This is a genomic window from Microcoleus sp. B5-D4 (genome assembly GCF_036705145.1).
GTDB lineage: Bacteria > Cyanobacteriota > Cyanobacteriia > Cyanobacteriales > Microcoleaceae > Microcoleus.
In genome coordinates, this window is sequence record NZ_JAUBTV010000001.1 from 1 (window position 1) to 24,852 (window position 24,852).

Consider the following 24,852-nt stretch of genomic DNA (forward strand, 5'->3'; position numbering starts at 1 on the left):
AGTTTTTCTTGCAATTCTGCAATGATTTTTTGCAGCCCCAGTACCATTTCTACCAGTTCAGCTTGGCTCAACTGCTCTATTTCGGTTTTTTCCTTCTGTCTGGTGGCTGTGGGCTTTTTCATTCCTTTATTTTACCAGATGCCGCCACTTAAGTCTTTTTTGACCTGAATCCTTACGCTAGAATTGCGGGGGACTCGAACCATATTTTAACACAATCATCACAGGCGATCGCCCTTATTTTAGCAGTCAAGAGTGGGCTTTACCGTTATTAAGAAAATAAGCGATTGCTGCATCCCCCAAACCCTTTGTAGCAATTGTACTAGCTCCCGCAGACAGCACGCTACCCCAACCAGGTATGAACTTCAAAGCGATGTCAGCGATGCCCCGCATTCCAGCATCTGCACCAGCAGCTACTCCCCCAGTTACCGCAAAATCTTTGACTGTTTGTTCCGAAAACTCCCGACCACTCAGCCAACCGATATACATCACCATAAAAGTTTGAATAGCCACAACCGCTGGTATTGCTGCACCAGGTATCGGGATTGCGGAGACAACGCCACTCAATCCAGAACAGGCTGCAACAATTGTATGACCAACAGTGAGTTGAAACTCTGCAAGGTGTGCCATTCGTGCCAAAGAGCCGCGTGTTTCTCTGGGCGTATATTTGATCATTGTTTCAACTAATTCAGTGATATTCCATCGGTCGTCCTCGTCAGGAAGTATCAAACCATTTCTGCCATTTTCATACTCAGCGTATGCAACGGTTGGAACAACCTTCTTTATATGAGATTGCAACTTCTCTCGCTGTTGTAAATAACCATAGAAATTTTGGACTTCTGCATCAATATTGCGATTTTTTCTCTCGTTATTTGTGGGTAAAGTAACCCTTGGAGGAGCTAGTTCATCACACTTAGTTAAAACTCCAATCACGGGTAACTCACGATTATATTTATTCTTGATTTTCGTGAGAATAGATATACAACTATCAATATCTTGTTGACTACCACTATGAACTTCTGTCGCCTTGCATATAAAAAGAACAACATCTGGGCACTCTTTGTTTACAGCTTTCATGATGCTGTCACATGGATCTTTTGCTGGATCGGCTTTTGTCGGAACTACTGCCTCGTGTAAACCCCGTGTGTCCAGAATATGTAGTAAATCAACGCCGTCGTGATGGTAATCTTTCCATTCAGCCTCGCCTGTCTCTGGCTTTGTATCACTCATTTCTGCAACTTTCAACCCGCATATTGCATTAATTAAGGATGATTTACCGGATCTAGATCGACCTATTACCATGATCCTTGGCGCTCGTAGTCCTAGCATAGCAGAACGTACATCGTTCAGTTTCTCTTGAATGTCGCCTTTAATGGGAACAAAGTTTGGGAGATTATCAACAATTTTTAGGATTTCTGTTACTAAAGATTCATTGCGGTTAATGGCCTTATTTGTCTCGTCAGAAGCAGGCATATTCAAACTCCCAGTTTAGATAGTAATTAGGTGTGAAGCCTTGATAGCAAGAAGAATGCGGAAAATCTGAATTTTATTTTATCAGGTTCGTTCTAAATTAGCAAGGAAGATAGTATATTTGCATTCATTATGACCATACCCGCTGAATGTCATAGGCATCAAAAGCCACATCGCGACTAACCAAAACAAGGGAATGATTAATCGCCTGTGCTACCAGAATGCGATCGAAAGGATCTCGATGATGCAGCGGCAAGTTAAGATAGCATTCTGTATCAGAGAATGCGATGGGCAGAACTTCTATCTTTAGTTGTTGCAACACTTCCTCTAACTCAGAGAATGAGTTTTGTAAGCTAAGTTTTCCTAAACCAAGCTTAATCGAAATTTCCCATAAGCTGGCGATACTCAACCTGAGAGCGTTACTTGGATCTTCAATAATTTCTGCTGCTTGAGAACTTAATTGTTTACTGTCTTCCAAGTACCAGAGAAGAGTATGGGTATCCAGTAGAATATTCATGTTTACATATAATCCTTTAAATCTTCTAGAGGTTCATCAAAATGATCAGACATCCAGATTTTACCTTTCCAAATTCCAAGCCCGCCTCGCTTTGTCGGCTTTTCTTGACTTAAGTTTTTAGCCTGCTTTTCGATCAAAAACTCAATATAATGAAGCACTTCTGTCTGAAGAGACTCAGGGAGTTCTGCTAATTTTTCTAAAATGACTGGCTGTATCATGGTTTCTGCTCGCGATCGCAACGCATCTACTCCATTAAAGCACCAACACCCAATGTCAGCAACAGAATACCCCATGATCTAGCCCGATCGCCCCCGCCTCCTAAATCCCGTGAAGCGAAGCTATCCCGTTCGCGAAGCGTTCCCGAAGGGTAGGGAATCGCCCCCGATCGCACTGACACCATCCTTATTTTGCAACTTGCCTAAAATCACCCGATCGACTATTCTTCCTAGTAGATATCATCTTGATATAACAACCGACAAAAACATGACAGCAATATTACCGCCTTGGATAGTTTTAGACTCCCTATTGCACAACTGGCTACTAGAAGATATCGGTAGGGGCGATCGCACAACATCGGCCTTATTTCCCGCAAACAGCATCCAGGGTACTGCTAAATGGATTGTCAAAGAAGCTGGAGTCATTGCGGGATTGCCAATTGCCGATCGCACATTTAAACTTTTAGACAGCAGCCTCAGTTTCATCCCCCAAGTACCAGAAGGGAAACTGTGCGAAAAAGGAGAAGTAATCGCCGAGATTTCCGGCAATTTCGATGCGCTGCTAACCGGAGAAAGAGTAGCATTAAACTTGGCAATGCGTTTAAGCGGCATCGCTACTTTGACTCAGAAATATGTTGACAAAATTGCCGATTTGCCCGTGCAATTAGTGGATACGCGCAAGACAACGCCAGGGTTGAGATTGTTGGAAAAATACGCGACTCAAGTCGGTGGTGCTTGCAATCACCGGATGGGATTAGATGACGCGGTGATGATTAAAGACAATCACATTGCGGCGGCTGGAGGAATTGCAGAGGCGATCGCCCTAATTCGCAATTCTATCCCCTATCCGCTGACGATCGAAGTCGAAACCGAAACTCTCGCCGAAGTAGAGACAGCTTTGCAGCACAAAGCCGATATTATCATGTTAGATAATATGTCCTGCGATTTGATGCGGCAGGCTGTGGCAATAATTCGCCAAAAGAGCGATCGGGTAAAAATTGAAGCTTCCGGCAATGTTACTTTAGAAACAATTAGAAGTGTAGCGGAAACCGGAGTTGACTATATTTCTACCAGTGCTCCGATTACGCGATCGACTTGGCTGGATTTGAGTATGAAAATTCAGAGTCATTAGTCATTAGTCAGCAGTCATTAGTGAGAGAAAATATGGCTAATACAAAATCAGGCTTTAATACCCCTTTTACTCTTTAGCCCCCCTCTGCTCGGATTTCGTTGACTCTTAAGCGATTTGAATCGCCGAATAATTCAAGAGCCAACTTATCTCTTAGCTAATGACTAATGATGATATAATGTCCGATAAATTAACCCTGATATCCCGGTCGGGGCGGGTTTTTGAGATTGTCAATTATTGGCAGGTATTGTTGGCTCACGGGCCCCTACAAAAATCGCTGTCGATCGACCGGACATGATATGACTAATGACTAATGACTAATGACTAATGACTAATGACTAATGACTAATGACTCTTAACGATTACTTCGAGATAAAATGAACCCAAAAATTTCCGTCAGGTATACAGAGGCTGCGGATTAAGCGGTAAGTATAGTGCAAGTAAGCACCGCTGACACTTGTATCGTAGCCAGTTCGGAACCACTCGCCATAGGGATCGTGGACGAAGAATCCCTCGCTGTCGTAGCCTGATGCAACTATAATGTGACCGAAAGACGTGAAGTATCCGTGGATGACAGCAGGATTTCCGCTGGCTAGCCAATCTTGAACGTCATCAATAGTTGCATTCTCGGTAAAGAAATCTTGAGCGCCGTAATCTCTAACAATTTTTGCTAAATCGTAGGGGTCCCAGCGACTGTAACCTTTGGCGATCGCATATTCGTAGAGTTCGTCTTCATATTGCCCGGTTTGTTTGCGCCGCGGCACCTTCAAAAAGTCCATACACATCGCTAATGAAGTTACATTGCAAGAACCTGTAGGATTGTTCAAGTTATCCATTTGCGATCGATAAGGAATGCCCAGCCTGACAGTTGGGGGATTCGGTTTGGGATAAAACAGAACGCTGTCTTGAGTAACTTGAGCGTGTGCTCCGAAAACATACCAAATTCCTGAACCTTTGAAAGACTCGTTGCGGAGAGCAACTCTGATGTGACCGCGAGCCGGAGCATAAGCGAGGATCTCAAACTCTTTTCCGGCTGGTATTACTTGTTTTTCCGAGTCCTGAAGTTGAGAAGACGCCAGCGGTTTTGATTTAAAAATGGTGTCTCTGAGCGTTTTCAGGATTAGGGGATGTGTGGGAATATCCTCTGGTTTGGTTTCGATCAGCTTTTTGGCTGTGACTGCTCCCAAAAAACCCGCTTCGCCGCACTTCATCAGAGTTTGAAATCGGTGGAGGGTGGCGGTAGACAGAGGGCCAAAAATTCCGTCTACAGGAGGCTTCAGTAAACCCAGGTCAATGAGGCGGCTTTGAATTTGGCCACTGAGTTCGTCGTCTGCAGCGATTGCTTTGGCATCGTACCTAATGTTTGAGTTGAGAAAGTTTTGTAATTTCATGCTTGCGTGCGTGCCCCTGTCAATCGATTTTAGATTTTAGATTTTAGATTTTAGAATTACGATGCCGATAAATCTGGTTTCCCTAGACTAAATTGCTTGCTCGTCAATAATTCCCAGTTTATCGTCTCATAAAATTACCGTAATTTTGCCGCTCAATCGATTTTAAATTTTAGATTTTAAATTTTAGATTTTAGAATTACGATGCCGATCAACCCGGTTTCCCTAGACTAAATTGCTTGCTCATCAATAATTCCCAGTTTATCGTCTCATAAAATTACGGTAATTTTGCCGATCGCACGTACCTTAAAGGCTTCATATTAATTATTTGATACAAAACCTTCAAGGCGCGGGCCGATCGAATTTCACGCACTATTGACTAAAAATCCCTCGTGCGCGTTGACATTGTTTCTGCCGAATGCCGAATGCTGTTGGACGCCGGGGAAGCAGAGGGATGGCAGAATTCCCCTGTTGAGGCGAAGTCAGATTTATGCTTCGTCGGGGCGAATTACCACAACACCCATTGCGTCGGGAGACAGATATTTGACGGCGGCTTCTCGGAGATCCTCGGCAGTCTGAGCTTGGATGCAGGCGGCATAGTTGAGGGCGGGAGCGATATCTCCTACCATCGACTGATAGTAACCGTACAAACTTGCTCGATCGCTCGGAGTTTCGTTACCAAAGATAAACCGATTTGCTACTTGAGTGCGGATGCGGGAAATTTCGGCATCTGTCACCAGTTCAGTTTGGAGAGTGCGGATGTGTTGGACGATCGCAGCTTCCACGGCTGCCAAGTTTTCTGTTGCTAGTTGAGCCGAAATTGAGAATACGCCGCCCAGCCGCTGAGTCATGTTGCTGACCGAAATAGACGACACTAGCCCTTTTTCTTCGCGCAAATCCTGAACCAAGCGAGTTGTGCGGCCGTGACCCAATATTGTCGCCAAAACGTCCAGGGCATAAGTTTCGGACATTTCCATGAAACCTGGCACGCGCCACATCACGATCAGTCGGGCTTGCTGAAGGGCAGAGTCTACAAATTCGCGGCGGACTGTTTCTGTAAACGGCGATTCTTGGCCGTAGTTCAGGATTTGGGATTCTGGGTGAAAGTTGCTGACAGCAGGCAGATTTATTTTGTTGTTTTGTGGTGTACTTTTTGCTGCAAAACTGTCTGCGACAATTTCTATTAGTCGATCGACTGGCAAATTGCCGACAGCTACGGCTGTCATGGCTCCTGGGTGATATCTGCTGCTGTGGAAATCCCGCATTTGTTGCGCTGTCAACTGTTCAATTACCGCAGTCGGGCCGAGTACCGGTCGCTTGTAGGGCAGGACTTCAAAGGCTAATTCCATCGATCGCTGATAGGTGCGGCGGCGGGGATTGTCTTCCGATCGTCTAATTTCTTCTAAGACTACCAGCCTTTCGCGATCGAAGGCGTCGTCGGGAATGCTGGCGTTGAGCAACACATCGACTTGCAGGGGAGCTAGTTCGGCAAAATCTTTAGGAGCTGTGGTGATGTAATAGTTAGTGTAATCTTGGCTGGTGGCAGCATTGGTGACAGCGCCGCGTTGCTCGATCGCGCGCTCAAATTCGCCACTGGGAATGCTGGGAGTTCCCTTAAAAATCATGTGTTCTAAAAAGTGAGCCATGCCGTTAATGTCGTCTGGTTCGACGGCTGAGCCTAAATTGAGCCACACGCTGAGGTTAACAGCATCGACCGGCAAGTGTTCGGCTATAACGGTGAGGCCGTTGGGGAAATGGCGGATTGTTGGGGCGTTGAGGGGCGATCGGGCTGAGGTTTTGAGTAGAGTTGATGTCATTGCGCTTTTAAATTGATCTTGTTCTCTATATCTTAAAGGGTCATCCGATTTTAGATTTTAGATTTTAGATTTTAGATTGATCCCACGGCTGATGGTTGGTGGGGATGTTGTCGGGGGCGATCGCGAGCGTTAATTTATCCTAATAGTTGCTTAATTCCTCAGTTTTTTTGTGATAGCAAAAGATGGAAAATCGAAGATGGAATAAAAACTTAATATTTCCACAAGCAGCTTTTCAACGATTTTGGCGATCGACTTCGGGGAAAATCGGCTTAATTTTGACTGTAGCGCTGACGATCGCGGCACTGTTGGCCCCCCTACTTTCCCCTTACGATTCGGCGGTCGATCGAGATTATTTGTCGCGCTTAGTGGCTCCTAGCGCTAAACATTGGTTTGGCACCGACAGTTTGGGGCGAGATTTGTTGGTGCGGGTGTGGCACGGATTGGGGATCTCTTTACTCGTTAGCCTGGTTTCTGTGGGTGCGGGTTTAATTGTGGGAGCGCTTTTGGGGCTCGTGGCCGGGTATTTTCGGGGGTTGCTGGAAATTGCGATCGGCACTTTGGCGGATATTTTGTTAGCTTTTCCTTCGATTTTACTGGCGATCGGCGTTGTTACCGTCACCGGGCCGAGCCTGCAAAGCGTAATTATCGCTGTCAGCCTCGTGCAAATTCCAATTTACATCCGTTTAACTCGCAGTATGGTGCTGTCTCTGCGGGAACAAGAATTTGTTTTGGCTGTCAAAGCCTTGGGCGCCAGCGACTTACGGATTATTTTTCGCCACATTTTGCCGGGAAGTCTCGCGCCTTTAGTTGTACAAGCAACTCTTTCGACTGGTACGGCGACACTAGAAGCTGCAGGTTTAGGTTTTTTGGGTTTGGGCGCACAGCCGCCGGTTCCTGAGTTGGGGACAATGCTTTCTGATGCTTTTAAGGGCGGATACGCTCTTTCGTCTCCTTGGACGATCGTGTTTCCAGGTTTGCTGATTACCTTGACTGTTCTGGGTTTCAACCTTTTGGGGGATGGCCTGCGAGACGTTTTAGACCCCAGAGGGAATTAGAGGGGAAGTGGGGGAATTTATATTTTTGCGTTTTGCCTTCTGCCTTTTACCTTCTGCCTTCTGCCCTCTGCGCCCTCTGCGCCCTCTGCGGTTCATCCCCTCTTCCTTCCTCCTCCCTCTAAAATCTAAAATCTAAAATCTAAAATCTAAAATCGACCGACTTGACTGCTGTCACGATCTACGCGAAACTTTACATACAACTGATGTATTGCTTCTACCTATTAATAACTTCTGTTAAGTTGTGACTCAAAACCTATCAATTCGTCAAAATTGATATAGCGCTTTGTCAGTCAGCCAACTCTCAAGAAGCTACTTCAGGAGGCATCGTCCCTGGCTTGCTGGTGTCGGTGTCTGTTCTCAATATTCCTATTCAGTCAGCCCGCATTATGGAAACACTAGAGTTTGTGATCTATCCAGATGGCCGCGTACAGGAAACAGTCACCGGCATTGTCGGTGCTTCCTGTGCTGAGGTAACGGCTGCAATTGAAGCTCAGCTCGGCGTGGTGCTTCACCAAGAGTCAACATCTGAATATTTCACGCAAGCGCTGCATCAGTCAGCCGAAGCGACGGCCCAAGTGGCTTTTAGCGATTGGTAATTTTTTTTGTTGAGTTCACTTAAATTTTTTTGGAATCACCATGTCACACTTTAGCCAAATTAAGACCCAGATCCGCAATTTGAATTCTTTGGAAGCTGCTTTAACTGACTTGGGTATTGACTGGAAGTCTGGCCCGACTGAGGTGCGTGGCTATCGCGGCCTAACCAGCACCGCTGAGGTCGTGATTGAGCAAAAAAACGGCTACGACGTAGGTTTTAGCTGGAACGGGACTGAGTATGAATTGGTGGCTGACTTGCAGTTTTGGCAGCAAGCTTGGTCTGTAGACCGTTTTCTGAATAAGGTGACTCAGCGCTACGCTTACCATACTGTGGTGAATGAAAGCGCTAAGCAGGGTTTCCAAATTTCTGAGCAAAAGCAAAATCAAGACGGTTCGCTCCGCTTGGTGGTGCAACGCTGGTGCGCTTAATAATTTTTCGAGATTTTTGCAATCTTGTTTCATCAAAGTCCGCCTGTGCGGACTTATTTACTATTGTGGGGGTCTAAATGTCTGAGCTTTCTGGACTCGGAATAGATACAGCAATTGATCGCTCTGGTTTAGAGCCGGAGTTGGGGGGTTTTTTGCGGGATGCGCCCGATCGCTCTGGTTTGGAACCGGAGTTGGGCGGCGTGTTGCGCCAAAAAGGTGTCTATGTTGATGAGATTACCTGCATTGGCTGCAAGCACTGCGCTCACGTTGCTCGCAATACTTTTTATATTGAACCGGATTACGGTCGATCGCGCGTAGTTCGACAAGACGGGGATTCTGAAGAGTTGATTGCTGAGGCGATCGACACTTGTCCGGTGAATTGCATTCACTGGGTTGATTACACCGAACTCAAGAATCTGGAAGAAGAACGCAAGGATCAGGTGATTCCTGTCGTTGGTTTTCCGGTGGATATGGCGACAGTTAAGGCCGGTGTTCGCCAGCGACAAAAGAATAAGTTGGGCGATCGTAAGTTCAAAGGTACCCATTGAAATCCCCAATTCACATCCACTGGTTAAAACCTGTGACTCAAACAACAAAAACAGCCCGCGCGGGCTGTTTTTTGTATACATTGTATAATTAAAGTTTATTTGAGAGGATGGTGCTCAGCGAGAATTTTCTCAACTCTAGCTTCGTCGATTCTGGCAGTTAATGTTGATGCCTCGTTGTTATCGCGAATGGTTTTTGCTAAAGTAAAAGACGAGCCGACAGAAAAAGTTAAACCCATACCCATAAAAGCTTTTTGCCAGGGGTCTACCTGTAAATAAATGATACCTACAGTAGTTGCGGAAAGGGCAACAATAAAAGAAACCCAGCACTGAAGTATCCAAGCATTAGTATCTTTTTGGCGTAGGATTTGTTTCTGCATAGTGCCTCTAAGTCAAATATATCTTTTGGTCCATTAACTTAAAGAATAGATAGCGTGAGTGAAGCGGTCAGGAGAGGAAGGGACAGTTTCGATAAGTGAACAGTGCGATCGGGCTTTTTACTAAAAATTAGAACGCTGTAGATAGGGTTTAAGGCTCTCGAAAGACTTGGTAGGAGTGGACAGTTTGAAAACTGGACTAAGGGAGATTGATTTAGTTGGATTCGTATTGTTAATTACTAGGGTCGGCGTTTATGGTTTGCTGCTGTATTTGTTGTAGCAAAGTTTGATAACGATGTCGTTCTTGTTCAAGTTGGGCGATCGCTTCCTCTGCACGCTGCCGTTGTTGTTCAGCTTGAGTAGGATGCTGGCAAACAAGATTTCTAGATTTTCTTTAATAGTGACAATCCATCGGAATTGTTTGGTGTTGTCTGCTATTGGTTCTCCGTCGCGATCGGGGTAGATGATTTCTGGTTTGGTTTCAGGGGTGAGTTGTTGTACCATCTGGTTTGGTGCTTGGGGATACTGGTTTGAGTATAGCGGCTGGGGAGGGTGAGGGGCTATGGTGTTAATACCAATTCTCCAAAGTCTTGCTACAATCTGCATCGTTTGATTAGGAAAAAACTTTTTAGCGACTTTGGGATTTGCCATGAGAAATAGGGCAGGATTTTCGTCCTGTCCCCTGCTCATTCTAAGGTTTCTCTCCTTAGGTGCAACACCTTTGTATATAGCTTTTGACTTTAAGAGGCTTAACTACTAACAGGCTTGTTTAAAAATCGAGTAATTAATTCAGGTTTCTTGATAAGTACGTCTAGGTACTTTAGCCGCCCGTCATAATTGTATTGAGAATTTTCCAAGAGTTTTGTTGTCAGCTCGATTATTGCGTTATATTCTGGGCAACAGCCAGGAAAAACTTTTTTGCAATCTGGCAACCGAAGTAGAGCAATATTTGCCAGTTCTGACAGTTTTTCGTGAATTTTTGCACTACGTTCTAACTCACTCTGCACTTGCTCTTCACTCGGATTTTCCCGCATCGACAAATCTACTAAATCATCTCGTTCCAATGTGGGTCGAGTAATTCTTAGAGATGCTTCCAATAAATCCATATCCATTTTCTCCCTATCAATTGAATTTGATTTCTTGTATTGACTGAATAATTTAGTTATTTAAGACTATTTCATTCAGTTATATTTTTTTGCAAACAAATAGTATGGCTCTCTTTAGCTTCAGACGATAATTTTTGAGCGGTCTGAAAATATGACCTTAAGAAATCACAACTATATTCTAACATACTTTCCACCTTATCATCCCAATCTTTATACTTCTTAATTTTCCATAGCTTTACTGTTGTGTCTTCGCTAGACGATGCAATAACTATTTCACTTCTAGAAGCTAGATTAAAACTTAATGACCAAAGTAGATTATGATGACCTTCCAGCTTTTCTCGAAAAGTGCCCTCTAAATTCCACATCTTTACTAAGCCGTCATCAAGGGCAGCAGCGATAATATTATCCTCTTTTCTACTAAAAGCTAATCCCTCTATTACACTCCCCGACGAGGTAATAGTTCTTATTTTCTTATTTGCCTTAACATTCCACAATTGAATATTTCCATCGTCATCACTAGAGGCAAGAATAGTACCATCTCCATTAAATTTTACAAAGGTAAGGCGACCTTGATTATCATGCTTGCCTAGAGTTATCACTTCTTTAGGCTCATTTTTATTAGGATTAGGTTTTATATTCCATATATTAACCTTATTATCATTTCCAACAAATGCAACTTTTGAACCGTCGGGACTAAAGTCTAGTTTTAGAAGTCTTCCTTGATTAGCCAAAAAGTCAATTTGGTTTCCTGTTGTAACATCCCAGATCCTTACAGTGCCATCTCCACTACAAGAAGCAACTTTGTTTGCAACGGGGTTCCAATTTACGTCATAGACTGCATCTGTATGACCCGTAAGATTTTTACTGAACTTCCCGCTAGCATCCCAAATTTTAACTACTTTATCACTACTAGCAGATGCAATGGCACCGTCATGGCTATAGTCTATACTCCAAACTGTCTGTTTGTGTCCTAAGTCTTCAGACAGGGATTGTAAAAATTTTCCTTCAGCATCCCATAATTTTATAGAACCATCCTTACTGCCAGTAGCGATAGTTTTACCACTTGGGCTAAAACTCACAACTCGAACAGCGTGACTATGTTCTAACCGATTATATTCCCGCACTTTAGCGATTACAGACTTAAGCTCATTCGGAACTATCGCATCTTTACCCTTAAGTTTTTCTAAGGTAGAGAGTGATTTGATTGCCGCTATCATTGCCCCAAGCTGATCTTTCTGATTAAATAATGTTTGGGGTGTAGATATCAAGGTTCCAATAGTCATGGCTTCCTGTTCTCTCTTCTGACTTGCAAGTACATTGGTTAGTAATCCCAAACCAAGTGTAAATGTTAGAAGGATACTAGATGCGATCGCCCATTTCGTTCTCTGCTTTTGAGCCTTAAGTTTTTCATCCGTCAGTTGTATTTCCCTTTCTAGTACCTTTATTTCATCTTGAATCTGCCGATCGCGCCTACCCACACTCTTCTGTAAAAAATCCCTCTCATCCCCAGTCAAATCCGGCTGCACCCTCTTCTGCCACTCCTCAACCTCCGCCAATCGCGCACCTGTCAACAGCGCATCATCTGACTTACCATAAGTTTCTTCCCACTCCCGACAAGCTCTCTCTAACCGCCGACGAATCCGAATATTCTCCAGATCCTCTTCAATCCAATTACTCAGTAACTTCCAGCGGCACAACAGAGCTTCGTGAGCCACTTCCACCGTGTTTTCATCCACAATAATTAAACGCTGCTGCGCCCCAGCCAACAACCCAATTACCCGATCTAACTGCTCTAGAGAATCCGCGATCGCCCTCAATCTATCCCAATCAGCCCGCCGGCGCGTTACCTCCGTACCCTCACCCAACTGCACCAATTCCATAAACAGTTTGCGTACAAAAAGGCGATCGCCATCACTAAGACTTTGGTAGATCACATTAGCTCGATTTTCCAAAGCCCCTTGAACACCGCCAATTTCTTCATAGCCTTTTTTTGTCAGTAAGGGCTCTGGTGATTCTGGTTTTTCTATGCAGACTCGCCACAACTCTTTCAAAGCGTATTGTAATAACGGTAATGCTCCCGGTTGACCGGCCACATCTTGGGCAATTTGGGATACTAACCCTCGCTCAAATTTGACCCCGTGCAGTTCTGCCGGTGTCTCGATCGCCTCTGGCAACTCTTCAATCCCTAGCGACTTGACAATATAAGTTGTAGTCGGAATGTGATTAATCAAATTTAAAACTTCTGGATAATTAGCGCAGCGAATTAAAAAATCTCCACGAAGTGCAATAATCATCCGACTCTTTCGCTCAGTATCCTTCATCTCCTGTGCGATCAGGCGGATAAAACCCTGTCGCTCGGCTTCATCTTCACAGAGAGTAAATACCTCCTCAAACTGATCTATAAAAATTACAAAAAGCTGATTCTGCTCTCGATGTCGAGCTAGAATATCCACCAGTTTTCCGAGGGGGTGCTTACCAGGAGTAAAAGATTCAACCGGCCACTGACTGCTACCAGGAATTCTATCCCGACTTAAGTCTGGCAGCAATCCCGCTTTTATTAAAGAAGATTTGCCCGAACCAGAGTAGCCGATAACAGATAGAAAACGGCTATTTGTAAGGTGAGTAATCAGCGTCCGAACTGCTTCATCCCGCCCACAAAAATACTTCTCTTGTTCAGCTCCAAAAGCTGAAAGTCCCAGATACGGATTTTGGCGATCGAAATTAATTTCAGTAGCCGAAGTCTCTAGTTGCGGATACGTTACCAGAGTAATGCAGCGGCCCCAGCCCATACGAATCGCTTCTTGCCCCCACTGAGTGCCCTTAAGTTCATTGCTGATATAATCAAATAGGCGATCGCCACTGACCTGCCCATTTCTACTAGCATTTTCCGATGCCAAACCCTTCAGCAAAGCTCCTGTAAAAATGGCGTGCGCTTCCCCAGCCAAAGCTTTTACAGTCTCAAAACTCCGGCAAGCCGTAATTAAATAATAATCCTTTTGTGTACTGAAAGCGGTTAAAGTTTGTTGCACTAGCTGACTTTCAAGAAAATATCCACTATGACAGCAGTCCAACAACATTACCAAACTGCTCAGATCCGACTTCTTAATTAGCCGATTGAGGCTTGACAAATCAATCCCGTATTTATAATTGACCACCTGTCTTCCCACCATTTCCACCTGACAGTCGGAAGTAGCCAATGCTCCTTTTTGCTCCCCCAAGTTATCAAAAAAAGTCAGACCGTGACCCGCAAAATAAATCAGTACATCACTTTTCGTACCTTGTTCCAAGAGCAAAGTTTGCAGAGCTTCACATACCTCATCAGCAGAAACGCTTTTTTGCTGTGCTACTTCAAAACGTTGGGTCTCAGCGTTCCAGCGATGTGGCAGTCGAGTAACAGTATACTGGCCATATTCCTCTAATACCCGTGCAACAACTTCAGCATCAGTAGCCGCTTTAGAGAGGGGTTTGAGGTTGGAGCTTTGATACTGAGCAATACCAATAACAAGGGCGTAACGAGCCATTTAGTTCAACCTGGATTTAAAAAAATACTGCCTTAGTTGACACGCACCCTAAATAGCTGTTTTAATTCTATCGCTAGAATAACTCAACTTTTCGGAAGCAAGCTCGATCTTTCAGCAAACTCTACAAAAACTTAACAAAAGGTAACATTATGTCAGAATTACAGCGTTTCGCTTTTAAAGAAGGTTCTGAAGTGTACGAAGTCACAATTGACGAAGCCGCAACCTCAGAGGAGGATAGTCCTTTTGATGAAGTGAGAGACGTGCGAAGCGATGCACTTAATCGGATGCAGCAAGCTCGCCTGCTAATTCGCAATTATGCTATGTATGCTGTGACGGCTTTTAAAGATTTTGGTGCGGCTGAGGTTGAAGAGGTAACACTTAAATTTGCCATCAAAATGGGTGGAAAAGCCGGCATCCCCTACATTACTGAAGGTTCAGCAGAAAGCAACTTAGAAGTTGAGGTAAAGTGCAAGTTTCCTAAATCGGCTGCAAGCGAAAAGTCTTAAACAGTTTTTAATCCTTAATCGCAGCTAATTAAGTAAACCCAACTAACAACACAGAATACGCACTTTTTCTTAGTCCGCTTGGAGTGGAATTCGTTTGACAAGTAGCGGTTTCAACCGCCGAGTGATGCGTTCCTTCAATACCCAGATACCCGACTTCTTCAAGAAATCGGGTATCTAAAGCAACCTAATTAGCTCCTAAAAGCGCTACGGATTACTTATTTTTTTGCTGAGTCTTCGCTTGTTCGATCGCAATTTCCCTCACTGCTTGGAAAGAGTTCAAATTCGATGAGCCCTCAATCGCCTTCACCGCCAAATCTTGCACCTGTTTCAAAGCAGAATCCAGTTGTTTCGACAAGCTAGCAAGGCGCGCATCTTGATTTTGAATTGTCTGCAACATCCCTTGAATTTGCAGTTCATAATTTTGCTTTTGCCCTTCGATATCTTTAGCAAACAAATCAGCCTTAACTTTAGCTTGATAATTGCCAATATTGCGGCCGTTATCTTTCCCATTCTTGATATTAGCTTCCAGTTCTTTCGGAAAAGCTTCTACCTTAGCTTTAACCTCAGCATAAAGTTTTTCCCGTTCCGAAATAGATTTTTCGCGTTCCGCCCACTGTTTCTCCTGTTCTTGCTGAAACTCTTCGATTTCTTGATACAGCCTTTTCTGGCGCTGTTCGTATTCTTCGATGTCCAGATTTCGCTGAAGATTCAAATCATAATCATACAACTCTTCATCCCGATCGCGAGCTTTTTGCTGATTCTCATTGCGTTCTTTAACGGCCAACTTTTGCAGTTCCTGCTCTTTTTCCCAAGCTTGCCGGCGTTCCAACAATTCCTGTTCAACAGTTTCGCGCTGTTCGCTGAGTTCGCCAGCAAAAGTTTTCGCGCTTTCTTCGTACTGTTGAATTAAATTGTCCAGCGTATCTTCTGCAACATCTTCTAAACTGTGCAACTCTTGCAGTTGTTGAATTTCCTCGCCCACAGTGCGCCGCAATTCTTCGACTTTAGCAGCTTCTGAAGTTAATTTTTCAGACAACTCGCTGACAGCCCCACCAAAGCCAAATTGCAGTAAAATTAAATTGTCGATTGTGGACTGCATTTTTTGTGGATTTTGAGTTAAAGCCATTGGTTTGTGTGCCTCCACAATAGGTTTTTCTGGGGCTGGTTTTTGCTTTTGGGAAGCGTTTAGCTGTTGGATTTGCGATTCTAACTGCGCTTTTTCTTGCGCTGCTTCCTTGTACGCTTCTAAAATTTCAGCCTTGGTACTTTTGTCGCTAACTTTTTTGTTCATGACTTTTCATTTCTTAATAGCGTGGAAAATTTCTGTCATTTTTTCGTAAGGTGTGTATTGCACACCCTACTAGGTTTTAAGCTTTGCTGGCAAAAGCTTTCATTGCCAAATCTTGCGCTTGCTTCATCGTGGCTTGCAGTTGCGCGGAAATTTCGGCAATTTGTTCGGTTTGTCGCTCAATTGTCTGCTGTAGAGATTGCGCTTTCAATTCATATCCTTGCTTAGTGCTTTCCCATTCTTTCTCCACTAAATCTGCCTTGACTTTAGCTTCGCGGGAAACTTCTTGAATTGCTTCTTCTTTGGCTTTGACATAAGCCTGTTTGAGTTCTTCTTCAAATCCGGCGGCTTTTCTTTGATTCTCTTCAAACTCCGCTTGATTGTCGCTGAGGACTTTTTCCCGTTCCACCCAATTTTTTTCTTTTTCGCGGGTAGATTCTTGCAAATGCCGTTCTAGTTTACGCTTCGTTTCTTCGTATTCGTCGGTTTCGATTTTGCGAGTGCGCTGTAATTCGTATTGATAATCTGCTGTTTCTTCTTGGCGCTTTTTAGTCAGGAGTGCAGTTTCTTCTTGAACTGCTGCATCAAATTCTTGCTGTTCTTTTTCCCAATTTTTGCGTTTTTGGGTCGTGTCTTTTTCGATAATTTCGCGTTGGTTAGCAGCGTTTTGTTCGAGCAGGGTCAATTTTTCTCGGTGCTCTTGAGTTAAAATGTGGAGGGCGTCTGCTACAACTCGGATTTGCTGCAACTCTTGCAATTGTTGGGCTTCGATTTCGATCGCGCGTTTTAATTCGTCTAATTTGGAAGATTCCGCCTTTAGTTTTTCGGAAAGTCCGCTGATGATGCTGCCGAAATCTAATTGCAAGTCCGCCAAGCCTTTGACGATGCTGTCAATTGTGTAGGTGGAAGCGACTTCGAGGAGTTGTTTGTTTTTGGCTTTTTCGGCTGACTGTTCTTTGGTTTCGACTTTGGATTCGATCTTTTTTTTGTCTGCTAAAATCTGCTGAAAGTTTTGCAAAATTTGGGCTTTGCTATCCTTGGCAGTTGCTATTGTCATAATGTTTGCTTCTCCTGATTCTAATTTTTAGAGATTTTTTAGTGAAACGTTTTCAGTTATTCAAAGTTGCGGAGTTGGCTGAGAATAGCTTGGTATTTTCTGGCTGCGTCGGGTTTTTCTTCGGGATTGGCGCTGGCTAGAGTTCTGAGAATTTTCCAGCAGCGATCGCACCGATTACCTTCCCAGCAGCCGCACTCATCAATTATACTCAAAAGTGCGCCTTTTAGCAATTGATTTTCGGCTAACAAAGCTCGGTAATTCCGCTGGACTGATTCGGCTACTAAAGTCATGTGCTGGAAGTCTTCGGTGAGACTTTCAATGTCGTTAACTGCGTCTGTCCGAATTTGGTCTAGCAGCTCCAGATTCTCTCTCAAACGGCTTTCTTGCAGGTTTGGTTTGGTTTTTAGCTTGGTTAATTTCTTCATTTCAGTCTGTTGTAACAGTTATGGCAAAGGCGCGATTAAATCGCGCCTTTACAACAAAATTAGAACAAGTCAGCAGTTAATTGGTCTTCGGCTGGCGGCAGCGACATACTGCCGTTGGAATTCAAAGCCATAGCATCGTTTTCACCGCCAGCGTGAGCAGCCATCAAGCAGGCAACTTGCTGCGCCGGCAGGTTATCTAAACACACCATTGCTTTTGTTCCTTCTAAGTCAATCATCCGCGATTGATTGCTAGAATCTGACAAAACTGCTGCTGCTTGGTCGATAACAGCCCAATCTTTCCGCTCGTTCCAAGACCATTTCAAGCTGTAGTAGTTGATCGGTTTTACTACTCCGCTGTCGTCGGGTTTCTGACCGGAATGCTTGACAAATTCGGGAACAAAAATCCCGGTTGCAGGTTCTACGCCGCGAGATTGAACTGATGCTACCAAGCGGTTAAAATCGTTCAAGCTGCGGTTTTTGATGTATGTCACCATGACTACTCCTTGCGGCAATTCGCCACTTTCTGCGACAAACCACAGTTGACCCCACAATGTGTGGGAAGTTTGACCGAGGGAACCGAAGAATTTGGAGAATTTGAGGATTGTCATGGAACACTTGGAACCGTAGTCGGTGTCGCCGATCGCCCACTGGCCACTTTGGCAATTGTTACGTACTGCGATCGGGATTTCCGGTACTAGCAAAGCATTGCTCGGTTTGGCACCAAATACTGAAAATGTAGGTCTTTCTTGTGTTTTAGTAGTCATTGTTCCTTTTTCCTTAGTTATTGATTTATGTTCAGACAATTAGGAATCGGTAATTGGGAATGGGGAACTCACAAAAATGGAGTTATTTTTCTTCCCTCTTCCCTCTTCCCTCTTCCTTCTTCCTAACATCCGTTACATCCGTTACATCCGTTACCGAATCCGTTGCCGAACTTCCTTCTTCCTTCTTCCTTCGATTACCTAATGAGATGTGTTGTCGCTTTTGGTTCGGGATAGGTATACTCAAGCATCGCCTCTTGTTGAGCTTTGATAATCCGCAGCGCGGCGAGCAAATGCTCTAACGTTTCTAGGTGCGCTGGGGTGAAGTGGATGCTGAAGCCTTCGCCATCCCGCGCGTAGCCGGGACAAACCAGTGAGGCTGAGCTTTGTTCTTCGTGGGTGGCGATGTATAGCCAGTCATCGTCTTCGAGCTTGTAATGCGTGTCTGTCCAGGTTCTCAGCATTTGCGATCTGCTCCTCCTTATTTGCTGCGTACAAGCGTTTTGACGCCCAGCGCTTCTCACTCCTGGGAAGTTGACGACGCTATATGTAGCGTGTGAGCTAGGCTAATTTGCACTCTTAACCCTACCAGTCAGGGTTGGTAGGTTGATTAAACCGTCAACTAACCTCATGGTAGCGCGGGTTGATTTTCCCGTCAAGTATTTTGTTGAACTTTTCATCAAAACAGGCTAGAATGCTTGTCAGGAGGCAAAAAACCGTGGAACAAACATTTGGAAGACTGATCCGTCAAGCTCGCAAGGACAAAGCTTACTCACAACGTGAGCTAGCAGCTATGCTAAGTGTGGATTTTACTTATTTGTCGAAGTTGGAGAACGATCGAGCGGATTATGCGCCAAAAGAGGACGTAATCCGAGCATTAGCGCGGAATCTAGACATAAACGAAGAGGAATTGATTTTCTTGGCGGGGAGACTACCGCAGCAGTACGAAGCGCTGCTGAAGCAGAATCCGAAGGAAATGCAGGCTCTTTTCCGCCGGATGCAAGAAAATCCAGATTGGCTCAAACAATCTTTTGAAGCGTAAGAGAGGCCCCTCATAGTGAGTATTTTTAAGCCGTATTGCTTCTATCCCAAAGAATCGATCGAGCGTTTGGCAAATGACATCTTGATGCAGATGCAGAAAACGCAAAATTTTGCTCCGAGATGGCCTTTTGATGCGACAACGGTTGCTGATTTTCTGGATTTGGGCGTAGTTTGGGAGTGCATTGAGCCGGATGAAGAAGGTGCGATCGCGGCGAGGATTTTGCCGCAGCAGCGGTTAATCGAAATCAACGAACAGATTCTCGAAAAACCGCCGGGGTTCATCGAATCGACGATCGCCCACGAAATCGGCCACTGGGTGCTACACGTCAATCAAGACGAAGCAGACGGCACTGTGGAACAGTTGGAATTAAACTTAGGCAATGAAGGAAAAACGGCGTCTGATGTCGAGGAACCGTTTGTTTGTCGGGGTGCGAGTGCTGATAATAAGGTTTTGTCGATCGAATGGCAAGCGCAATATTTTGCAAGCTGTTTGTTGATGCCTCGGTGTATTTTGGAGGAAAAAAGACAGGGCCGCGATTTAACTAAGTGGTCGCATTTATACAAAATGAGAGATGAATTGGGAGTAAGCATTTCCAATTTGACAAACCGCTTGCAAGAATTCGATTGGATTTACATTCCCAAGGGAACGCGCGAGATTTATGCCGGGAAAGATGCCGCAAATGGACAGCAGCGGTTGTTTGGATAAAAGTGCGATCCTCTTCGAGGGCTGCGCTAACGAATTGGAGATTTGAGATTTGGAAGCGATTCTCAAATTTTTAGGGGTGTGAGGAATGACGGAAACAGATTTAGAGAATAGTGAAGAAGACCGAAACTGGAGACAAGACAAGCTGCTGACTATTGATGAAATCGAGAGGCTTCAGAGAGGGGGTGAAAACATTCATTTACTCAAAGGTAAACGCAATGCTTCAAAAAGAGACCTCTACAAAGACACAGAAGGGAATATTTATGTTAAACCTAAAAGTGGTATTGGGGCCGGTGAATTCACGGATTTGAATATTAATGATTTTTAATTAATTAATTAATCAAAGAGGAGCGGGCTGATGGAGTCAGAAATTTACTCTTACTTTATGTTGACGGGAATGGAATTCGATCCAGATGAAGTGACTGTAAAGGTAAGCATCAATCCAACTGAAACTTGGAGGAAAGGGGACTTAATTAATCCTAGGGGTACTAGACGGCATCAGGAAAATGGTTGGAGCGTGTATTCTAAAATTGAAAAATCTGCTGACTTAGAAGAACACATTAATTCGGTTTTAGAACAGCTTCAGCCCGGGTGGGTTCCTTTGCTTGAGTTGTGCAAGTGTTATGCTGCGGAGATTGCTTGTGTCATTTATTATCGAAGAGGCAGTGTACCAGCCATACATTTCGATCGAGATATTGTCGCTCAAGCAGCTAAACTGAATGCAGAAATCGATGTTGATTTCTATGTTTTGCCAGAAGAAAGTACATCGGACAAAGCAGTAAGTAGGTAAGGCGATCGCCATTTATGCTCATTGCTTCCTCCTGTGGTATAGTGTGAATGAAAAAAATCAGGGCTTACGCATGGGGGCTAGAAACCCGGTTTCTACGAGTTTTGCATTTACTCAGGAGAAATAGACAAAGAAACCGCGTTTCTGAGGTCAGGGTGCGTAAGTCCTCAACATTTATACTGTTCAAATTATGCTGACAAATATCAGTCTCGTTCTCGAAGCTTGTGAGGAATTAAATATCCCTTACGAAATCCTGCATCCTTCCCAAAACTTGATTAGACTCAAACAGGGCGGCGAAGAATATTATTTTGTCAATTACATGACGGCATTTAACAGCGCGTCAGTAGCAGAGATTTTTAAAGACAAAGAATATACCTATCAACTATTAAACGGTAATATAAATACTCCCAGAACTCTCGGTTTTGTCTCGCCTCACTGCGAGGAGAAGTATAAAAAGTATTTGAGTTTCCCAGATATTGAATCAATAGTTTTAGAAGTAAACAAAAAATTCGATTTCCCGGTGATTCTCAAAAGAAATCGCGGTGCTGGTGGCAACAATGTTTTTTTATGTAAAACTAGAGAGCAAATTAAAGAAGCCCTAGAAATTATATTTAACGTCAACAGCAAAGATTATGACTATGTGGCCCTAGCTCAAGAATATATCGAAATTGCCCACGAATATCGGGCTGTATTCTGCAAAGAAAAGCTAGTTTTGCTGTACGAGAAAGACAAATCTCAGGCTAAATTTGCGGGCAATTTAAGCCCGCTGCACTGGGAAGGTGCAAAAGCCAAACATATAATTAATCCCACTCTAATGTCTGCAATTGAAGATTTTGTTAAACCTGTTTTTGAGGAAATTTCGATTAATTATGCTGGGCTTGACATAGCAATCGATAAAAAGGGAGCCTATTGGTTAATTGAAATTAACTCAAGTCCTAATTACGATATTTTTGTCAGAGATAACGATCGCCAAATTGTCGTAACAATGTTTAAAGGCATTCTGGATACCTTAATTGTTAACAAAAAGCCGTAAATGCTCGATTTTAAAAGGACATAAACTATGGACAGTCAGCAGCTTAGAAAACTCATCAGCCAGCCCGAAGGTTTGAAATTAGATTTCAAACGGGAACTGCACAAACTAAAAGACCCCAATAAAGATGATGCCAAGAAGCAATGCGATGAGTTCATCAGAGATATTCTATCACTCACTAATGGCAATGTTAACACCGCTGAGCAAAAAGGCTATCTAATTATAGGGGTTGGGGATGAGTTAAGGCCTGATGGTACGAGAGACTTATTTGATGTTAGCAACCTGCTAATCCCCAAACAAATTCTGCAAAGGGTTAACCCTGCCTGTGAGCCTCCTATTCCAGATGTTCACTGTGAAACAGTTGAGATAGATGGCAAAAATATTTTCGTGGTTTCTATCCCGCCGAGTCCCCATTTACACCGGACGATCAGAGATTTAACAACACGGAGTACAACTTATCCTGCTGACACTGTTTTCATCAGGCGAAATGAGGAAATATTTCCGGCAACTCCAGAAGAGTGCGATGTTATTCTGAGGGAAAAGGAGCGAGTCTTTGCCAAACCGAGGCGTGAGAAATACGATAATCTTACTCGCAGCAGTGTGGTGGAGTTTGTAGGGCGAGAACAGGATATTGAAAAGCTGGATGAGTTGTTTCAGCAACAGAATAATCTTCCTGCTGTCGCGATTATTGGCATGGGCGGGGTTGGCAAAACAGCACTTGCCGATCGCTATGGGCAGCGACATTTAGAGGGGTTAGGTGACGGTGCCGGCGGTGTTTGTTGGATTGATGTCAGAAATGGAGATGTAGGGCTTCAAATTGTTAGTTTTGCGCGGAGTCTCTTAAACCTGAAGCCGCCAGAGGATTTTGATTTACCAAATCAGTTGAGGTACTGCTGGCAAAATTGGCCATCGGGAGATGTGCTGATTGCGTTCGATGATGTCACAGACTACAAGCAGGAGGTAAAGCCTTATTTGCCACCAAAATCATCTGGGTTTAAGGTGCTGATTACATCGCGGGAACAGTTGGGGCGAGGTTTGGCGTATTTGCCATTGGATGAACTGAAAGCAGAGGCGGCACTGAGACTGTTGGAAGTGCTGATTGAAGATGGCGATCGCTTTCAACAGGAATTAGATGTTGCCGAACAAATATGTGAGTGGCTTGGCTATTTGCCCTTGGGGTTGGAATTAGTGGGGTGTTATCTTTATAATCGCCGGGATTTGTCGTTGGAGGCAATGCTGTCTTTACTGGAGGAAAAGCGACTCAGACACATAGCTGTCCAAAAACCTGACCCGACAATGACTGCCCAATTGGGGGTAGCTGCTGCCTTTGAGTTGAGTTGGGAGCGATTATATGAAAACGCCCAAAAATTGGGCTGTATGCTGAGTTTATTTGCCTTAGCTGACATTCCTTGGTGGCTAGTGAAAGGAGCATACCATTATCTGCTCACCTCAGAAGATGAGGAAATTGATTTAGAACTTTTGGAAGAAGCTAGAGCTGATTTATTGAATTGCCATCTGCTAAAGTATACGAGTGATACAGCCTGTCGTTTGCATCCCCTAATTCGAGAATTTTTGAGGGGGAAGCGAGAAGAGTCAATAGAAGTGAATGAACTTAAAGAAGCATTTGTAAACGCCACATGGGCAGTAGCGGATCAAATCCCTGATTCACCCACTTATCAGCAGATTCAAATAGCTGCCCCTGCTATTCCCCATGTGGCAGAGATAGCCAAAGACAAAGAGTTAAGGGATTTACTGAATGACAAGTATTTAACAGTGCCTTTTGTAGGCTTGGGTCGATTTTATACAGGTCAAGGATTATACGATCAAGCATTACCTTGGTTTGAGCAATGTCTATCCGTAACTCGATCGCATTTTGGGTCAGAGCATTCCCAAGTGGCAACAAGCCTCAGCAATTTGGCTTGCGTCTACAAAGCTCTAGGTCGCTATAGGGAAGTTGAACCCCTATTAGTAGAAGCTTTGGAACTAGACAAACGCTTACTCGGAGAACAAAATGTTTGCGTATCAATCAGTTTAATCAATCTCGCTAGCCTGTACAACCTTCAAGGTCGTTATGATGAAGCTGAAACTATGTATTTGCAAGCCTTATATCTAAGCAAATACTGGCGTGAAGAAGACACTAATCTTCTCATAACCTGCTTGAACCATCTGGTAGCACTATATTTTGAACAAGATGAATATGAAAAAGCTGAATCTCTGTTAATGCGATCTATAGAGGAGAGCAAAGATTTTAGCAATGTTAACCACTTGCCTAATTTACTAAGCTATATAGCACGTATTTGCAAGCATCAGCAACGCTACGCTGAAGCTGAAAATTTTTATAAGCAAGCCTTGGAAATAACAAAGCAATTACTGGCAGAAAACCATCCTGATGTCGCAACACACCTGAATAATCTAGCACTGTTATACCTTGAAAAATATCATCCCAGTGAAGCAGAACCCTTATTAATCCAAGTTTTGGAAATGAGGAAAAAAATATTGGGAGAAGACCATCCCGATCTGGCAATAACTCAGCATCATTTAGCACATTTATATGATACTCAATGTCGCTATAATGAAGCAGAGCCTCTGCATTTACAAGCTTTAAAAACAAGAATTTACTGGCTAGGAGAAGAACATCCTGATGTTGCTATTAGTCTAAATGATCTAGCTTATTTATATTACTGTCAAGGTCACTACAGCCAAGCGGAGCCTTTGTTTGTAAAAGCATTACAAATTAGAGAAAGCTGCTTGGCAAAAGACCATATTCAGGTACAAATTAGCCTCAAAAATTTGGCTTGTTTTTATTTAGATCGGGATCGCTATAGTGAAGCGGAACCGCTAATGCTACGACTTTTTAAAATTCTTCAGCGAAAGTTAGGCTCTAAACATCCTGAAACTATTGATTGTCAGGAAAGCCTTGAAATGCTTCGCCAACGCCTCAACTACGCAGAGATAGACTTGGCAAATTTTCAACATAAAGGTAAGAAAGGAAAATCTCCTAAAAAGCGAAATAAATTCTGGGAACTGTAAAATTTATACAATACTGTTTGGGGCGGTGCGTGAGTGCAAATAGTCTCATCATCTAGATTCAAAT

Annotated in this window: 26 protein-coding genes and 1 pseudogene; 12 read left to right on the top strand and 15 right to left on the bottom strand. The window is 43.8% G+C overall.

Annotated elements, in window-relative coordinates; all coding sequences use genetic code 11:
• Positions 1–246: 246 nt before the first annotated feature.
• The 4 genes from QUB10_RS00005 to QUB10_RS00020 all read right to left on the bottom strand — a co-directional run bounded on the left by QUB10_RS00005 (position 247) and on the right by QUB10_RS00020 (position 2,384).
• Positions 247–1,470 carry a GTPase gene (locus QUB10_RS00005; RefSeq protein ID WP_333198360.1) on the bottom strand — a complete coding sequence of 408 codons (1,224 nt, stop codon included), beginning with the start codon at positions 1,468–1,470 and terminating at the stop codon, positions 247–249.
• Between the two features lie 127 nt (positions 1,471–1,597).
• Complete coding sequence (locus QUB10_RS00010; RefSeq protein ID WP_333198362.1) at positions 1,598–1,984, bottom strand: type II toxin-antitoxin system VapC family toxin; 387 nt, start codon at positions 1,982–1,984, stop codon at positions 1,598–1,600.
• Positions 1,985–1,986: 2 nt separating this feature from the next.
• Entirely contained in the window at positions 1,987–2,202 is a 216-nt protein-coding gene (gene vapB, locus QUB10_RS00015; RefSeq protein ID WP_333198364.1) for a type II toxin-antitoxin system VapB family antitoxin, read from the bottom strand.
• Positions 2,203–2,228: 26 nt separating this feature from the next.
• The gene (locus QUB10_RS00020; RefSeq protein WP_333198366.1) at positions 2,229–2,384 is read right to left on the bottom strand and encodes a hypothetical protein; all 156 of its coding nucleotides are present in this window, start codon (positions 2,382–2,384) and stop codon (positions 2,229–2,231) included.
• An 83-nt stretch (positions 2,385–2,467) separates the two neighbouring features.
• Here QUB10_RS00020 and nadC point away from each other — a divergent pair, with 83 nt between their 5' ends.
• Positions 2,468–3,331 (top strand): carboxylating nicotinate-nucleotide diphosphorylase, encoded by an 864-nt coding sequence (gene nadC, locus QUB10_RS00025; RefSeq protein WP_333198368.1) that lies wholly within the window; start codon positions 2,468–2,470, stop codon positions 3,329–3,331.
• Positions 3,332–3,690: 359 nt separating this feature from the next.
• On the opposite strand, the gene QUB10_RS00030 is transcribed toward nadC, so the two are convergent.
• A complete protein-coding gene (locus QUB10_RS00030) occupies positions 3,691–4,719 on the bottom strand; it encodes a C39 family peptidase (protein ID WP_333198370.1) in 1,029 nt (342 codons plus the stop codon).
• 485 nt (positions 4,720–5,204) lie between these two features.
• A complete protein-coding gene (locus QUB10_RS00035; RefSeq protein WP_333198372.1) occupies positions 5,205–6,533 on the bottom strand; it encodes a pitrilysin family protein in 1,329 nt (442 codons plus the stop codon).
• 182 nt (positions 6,534–6,715) lie between these two features.
• Between QUB10_RS00035 and QUB10_RS00040 the strand changes: the two genes are divergently transcribed.
• The 4 genes from QUB10_RS00040 to QUB10_RS00055 all read left to right on the top strand — a co-directional run bounded on the left by QUB10_RS00040 (position 6,716) and on the right by QUB10_RS00055 (position 9,159).
• The gene (locus QUB10_RS00040; RefSeq protein ID WP_333198374.1) at positions 6,716–7,588 is read left to right on the top strand and encodes an ABC transporter permease; all 873 of its coding nucleotides are present in this window, start codon (positions 6,716–6,718) and stop codon (positions 7,586–7,588) included.
• Between the two features lie 386 nt (positions 7,589–7,974).
• Positions 7,975–8,184 carry a DUF2997 domain-containing protein gene (locus QUB10_RS00045; protein WP_015176940.1) on the top strand — a complete coding sequence of 70 codons (210 nt, stop codon included), beginning with the start codon at positions 7,975–7,977 and terminating at the stop codon, positions 8,182–8,184.
• A gap of 40 nt (positions 8,185–8,224) precedes the next feature.
• Positions 8,225–8,611: a DUF1257 domain-containing protein gene (locus tag QUB10_RS00050; protein WP_242716193.1), complete on the top strand. Its 387-nt coding sequence runs from the start codon at positions 8,225–8,227 to the stop codon at positions 8,609–8,611.
• Positions 8,612–8,688: 77 nt separating this feature from the next.
• Positions 8,689–9,159 (top strand): ferredoxin, encoded by a 471-nt coding sequence (locus QUB10_RS00055; protein ID WP_333198376.1) that lies wholly within the window; start codon positions 8,689–8,691, stop codon positions 9,157–9,159.
• A gap of 95 nt (positions 9,160–9,254) precedes the next feature.
• On the opposite strand, the gene QUB10_RS00060 is transcribed toward QUB10_RS00055, so the two are convergent.
• The 4 genes and pseudogenes from QUB10_RS00060 to QUB10_RS00075 form a co-directional block, all read right to left on the bottom strand.
• A complete protein-coding gene (locus QUB10_RS00060) occupies positions 9,255–9,536 on the bottom strand; it encodes a YiaA/YiaB family inner membrane protein (protein ID WP_333103320.1) in 282 nt (93 codons plus the stop codon).
• A 363-nt stretch (positions 9,537–9,899) separates the two neighbouring features.
• A pseudogene (locus QUB10_RS00065) lies at positions 9,900–10,037 on the bottom strand (Uma2 family endonuclease); the annotation flags it as partial.
• 245 nt (positions 10,038–10,282) lie between these two features.
• Positions 10,283–10,639, bottom strand: a complete 357-nt coding sequence (locus QUB10_RS00070) for a hypothetical protein (protein WP_333198378.1) — start codon at positions 10,637–10,639, stop codon at positions 10,283–10,285.
• 71 nt (positions 10,640–10,710) lie between these two features.
• A complete protein-coding gene (locus QUB10_RS00075; RefSeq protein ID WP_333198380.1) occupies positions 10,711–14,160 on the bottom strand; it encodes an nSTAND1 domain-containing NTPase in 3,450 nt (1,149 codons plus the stop codon).
• Positions 14,161–14,309: 149 nt separating this feature from the next.
• On the opposite strand from QUB10_RS00075, the gene QUB10_RS00080 reads away from it, so the two are divergent.
• On the top strand, positions 14,310–14,666 hold the full coding sequence (locus tag QUB10_RS00080; RefSeq protein ID WP_333198382.1) for a CU044_2847 family protein: 357 nt from the start codon (positions 14,310–14,312) through the stop codon (positions 14,664–14,666).
• 211 nt (positions 14,667–14,877) lie between these two features.
• On the opposite strand, the gene QUB10_RS00085 is transcribed toward QUB10_RS00080, so the two are convergent.
• The 5 genes from QUB10_RS00085 to QUB10_RS00105 all read right to left on the bottom strand — a co-directional run bounded on the left by QUB10_RS00085 (position 14,878) and on the right by QUB10_RS00105 (position 18,661).
• Entirely contained in the window at positions 14,878–15,957 is a 1,080-nt protein-coding gene (locus tag QUB10_RS00085) for a hypothetical protein (protein ID WP_333198384.1), read from the bottom strand.
• A gap of 76 nt (positions 15,958–16,033) precedes the next feature.
• The gene (locus QUB10_RS00090; RefSeq protein ID WP_333198386.1) at positions 16,034–17,011 is read right to left on the bottom strand and encodes a hypothetical protein; all 978 of its coding nucleotides are present in this window, start codon (positions 17,009–17,011) and stop codon (positions 16,034–16,036) included.
• A gap of 56 nt (positions 17,012–17,067) precedes the next feature.
• Positions 17,068–17,436, bottom strand: a complete 369-nt coding sequence (locus QUB10_RS00095; RefSeq protein WP_333198388.1) for a hypothetical protein — start codon at positions 17,434–17,436, stop codon at positions 17,068–17,070.
• Positions 17,437–17,495: 59 nt separating this feature from the next.
• Entirely contained in the window at positions 17,496–18,200 is a 705-nt protein-coding gene (locus QUB10_RS00100) for a hypothetical protein (protein ID WP_333198390.1), read from the bottom strand.
• 194 nt (positions 18,201–18,394) lie between these two features.
• Positions 18,395–18,661 (bottom strand): hypothetical protein, encoded by a 267-nt coding sequence (locus QUB10_RS00105; RefSeq protein ID WP_006634886.1) that lies wholly within the window; start codon positions 18,659–18,661, stop codon positions 18,395–18,397.
• 254 nt (positions 18,662–18,915) lie between these two features.
• Between QUB10_RS00105 and QUB10_RS00110 the strand changes: the two genes are divergently transcribed.
• The 6 genes from QUB10_RS00110 to QUB10_RS00135 all read left to right on the top strand — a co-directional run bounded on the left by QUB10_RS00110 (position 18,916) and on the right by QUB10_RS00135 (position 24,788).
• Entirely contained in the window at positions 18,916–19,239 is a 324-nt protein-coding gene (locus QUB10_RS00110; protein ID WP_172189318.1) for a helix-turn-helix domain-containing protein, read from the top strand.
• A 15-nt stretch (positions 19,240–19,254) separates the two neighbouring features.
• Complete coding sequence (locus tag QUB10_RS00115; protein WP_242716182.1) at positions 19,255–19,944, top strand: ImmA/IrrE family metallo-endopeptidase; 690 nt, start codon at positions 19,255–19,257, stop codon at positions 19,942–19,944.
• Positions 19,945–20,029: 85 nt separating this feature from the next.
• Positions 20,030–20,269 carry a polymorphic toxin type 33 domain-containing protein gene (locus QUB10_RS00120; protein WP_333103328.1) on the top strand — a complete coding sequence of 80 codons (240 nt, stop codon included), beginning with the start codon at positions 20,030–20,032 and terminating at the stop codon, positions 20,267–20,269.
• 30 nt (positions 20,270–20,299) lie between these two features.
• The gene (locus QUB10_RS00125; protein ID WP_333103329.1) at positions 20,300–20,731 is read left to right on the top strand and encodes a DUF4279 domain-containing protein; all 432 of its coding nucleotides are present in this window, start codon (positions 20,300–20,302) and stop codon (positions 20,729–20,731) included.
• A gap of 187 nt (positions 20,732–20,918) precedes the next feature.
• The gene (locus QUB10_RS00130) at positions 20,919–21,761 is read left to right on the top strand and encodes a YheC/YheD family protein (RefSeq protein ID WP_333103330.1); all 843 of its coding nucleotides are present in this window, start codon (positions 20,919–20,921) and stop codon (positions 21,759–21,761) included.
• 27 nt (positions 21,762–21,788) lie between these two features.
• Complete coding sequence (locus QUB10_RS00135) at positions 21,789–24,788, top strand: tetratricopeptide repeat protein (protein WP_333103331.1); 3,000 nt, start codon at positions 21,789–21,791, stop codon at positions 24,786–24,788.
• Positions 24,789–24,852 lie beyond the last annotated feature (64 nt).

Bases quoted from the DNA above. Each gene is read 5' to 3' on its own strand.
- QUB10_RS00005 (WP_333198360.1), bottom strand. From the start codon at position 1,470: ATGCCTGCTTCTGACGAGACAAATAAGGCCATTAACCGCAATGAATCT.
- QUB10_RS00010 (WP_333198362.1), bottom strand. From the start codon at position 1,984: ATGAATATTCTACTGGATACCCATACTCTTCTCTGGTACTTGGAAGAC.
- vapB (WP_333198364.1), bottom strand. From the start codon at position 2,202: ATGATACAGCCAGTCATTTTAGAAAAATTAGCAGAACTCCCTGAGTCT.
- QUB10_RS00020 (WP_333198366.1), bottom strand. From the start codon at position 2,384: ATGGTGTCAGTGCGATCGGGGGCGATTCCCTACCCTTCGGGAACGCTT.
- nadC (WP_333198368.1), top strand. From the start codon at position 2,468: ATGACAGCAATATTACCGCCTTGGATAGTTTTAGACTCCCTATTGCAC.
- QUB10_RS00030 (WP_333198370.1), bottom strand. From the start codon at position 4,719: ATGAAATTACAAAACTTTCTCAACTCAAACATTAGGTACGATGCCAAA.
- QUB10_RS00035 (WP_333198372.1), bottom strand. From the start codon at position 6,533: ATGACATCAACTCTACTCAAAACCTCAGCCCGATCGCCCCTCAACGCC.
- QUB10_RS00040 (WP_333198374.1), top strand. From the start codon at position 6,716: ATGGAAAATCGAAGATGGAATAAAAACTTAATATTTCCACAAGCAGCT.
- QUB10_RS00045 (WP_015176940.1), top strand. From the start codon at position 7,975: ATGGAAACACTAGAGTTTGTGATCTATCCAGATGGCCGCGTACAGGAA.
- QUB10_RS00050 (WP_242716193.1), top strand. From the start codon at position 8,225: ATGTCACACTTTAGCCAAATTAAGACCCAGATCCGCAATTTGAATTCT.
- QUB10_RS00055 (WP_333198376.1), top strand. From the start codon at position 8,689: ATGTCTGAGCTTTCTGGACTCGGAATAGATACAGCAATTGATCGCTCT.
- QUB10_RS00060 (WP_333103320.1), bottom strand. From the start codon at position 9,536: ATGCAGAAACAAATCCTACGCCAAAAAGATACTAATGCTTGGATACTT.
- QUB10_RS00070 (WP_333198378.1), bottom strand. From the start codon at position 10,639: ATGGATTTATTGGAAGCATCTCTAAGAATTACTCGACCCACATTGGAA.
- QUB10_RS00075 (WP_333198380.1), bottom strand. From the start codon at position 14,160: ATGGCTCGTTACGCCCTTGTTATTGGTATTGCTCAGTATCAAAGCTCC.
- QUB10_RS00080 (WP_333198382.1), top strand. From the start codon at position 14,310: ATGTCAGAATTACAGCGTTTCGCTTTTAAAGAAGGTTCTGAAGTGTAC.
- QUB10_RS00085 (WP_333198384.1), bottom strand. From the start codon at position 15,957: ATGAACAAAAAAGTTAGCGACAAAAGTACCAAGGCTGAAATTTTAGAA.
- QUB10_RS00090 (WP_333198386.1), bottom strand. From the start codon at position 17,011: ATGACAATAGCAACTGCCAAGGATAGCAAAGCCCAAATTTTGCAAAAC.
- QUB10_RS00095 (WP_333198388.1), bottom strand. From the start codon at position 17,436: ATGAAGAAATTAACCAAGCTAAAAACCAAACCAAACCTGCAAGAAAGC.
- QUB10_RS00100 (WP_333198390.1), bottom strand. From the start codon at position 18,200: ATGACTACTAAAACACAAGAAAGACCTACATTTTCAGTATTTGGTGCC.
- QUB10_RS00105 (WP_006634886.1), bottom strand. From the start codon at position 18,661: ATGCTGAGAACCTGGACAGACACGCATTACAAGCTCGAAGACGATGAC.
- QUB10_RS00120 (WP_333103328.1), top strand. From the start codon at position 20,030: ATGACGGAAACAGATTTAGAGAATAGTGAAGAAGACCGAAACTGGAGA.
- QUB10_RS00125 (WP_333103329.1), top strand. From the start codon at position 20,300: ATGGAGTCAGAAATTTACTCTTACTTTATGTTGACGGGAATGGAATTC.
- QUB10_RS00130 (WP_333103330.1), top strand. From the start codon at position 20,919: ATGCTGACAAATATCAGTCTCGTTCTCGAAGCTTGTGAGGAATTAAAT.
- QUB10_RS00135 (WP_333103331.1), top strand. From the start codon at position 21,789: ATGGACAGTCAGCAGCTTAGAAAACTCATCAGCCAGCCCGAAGGTTTG.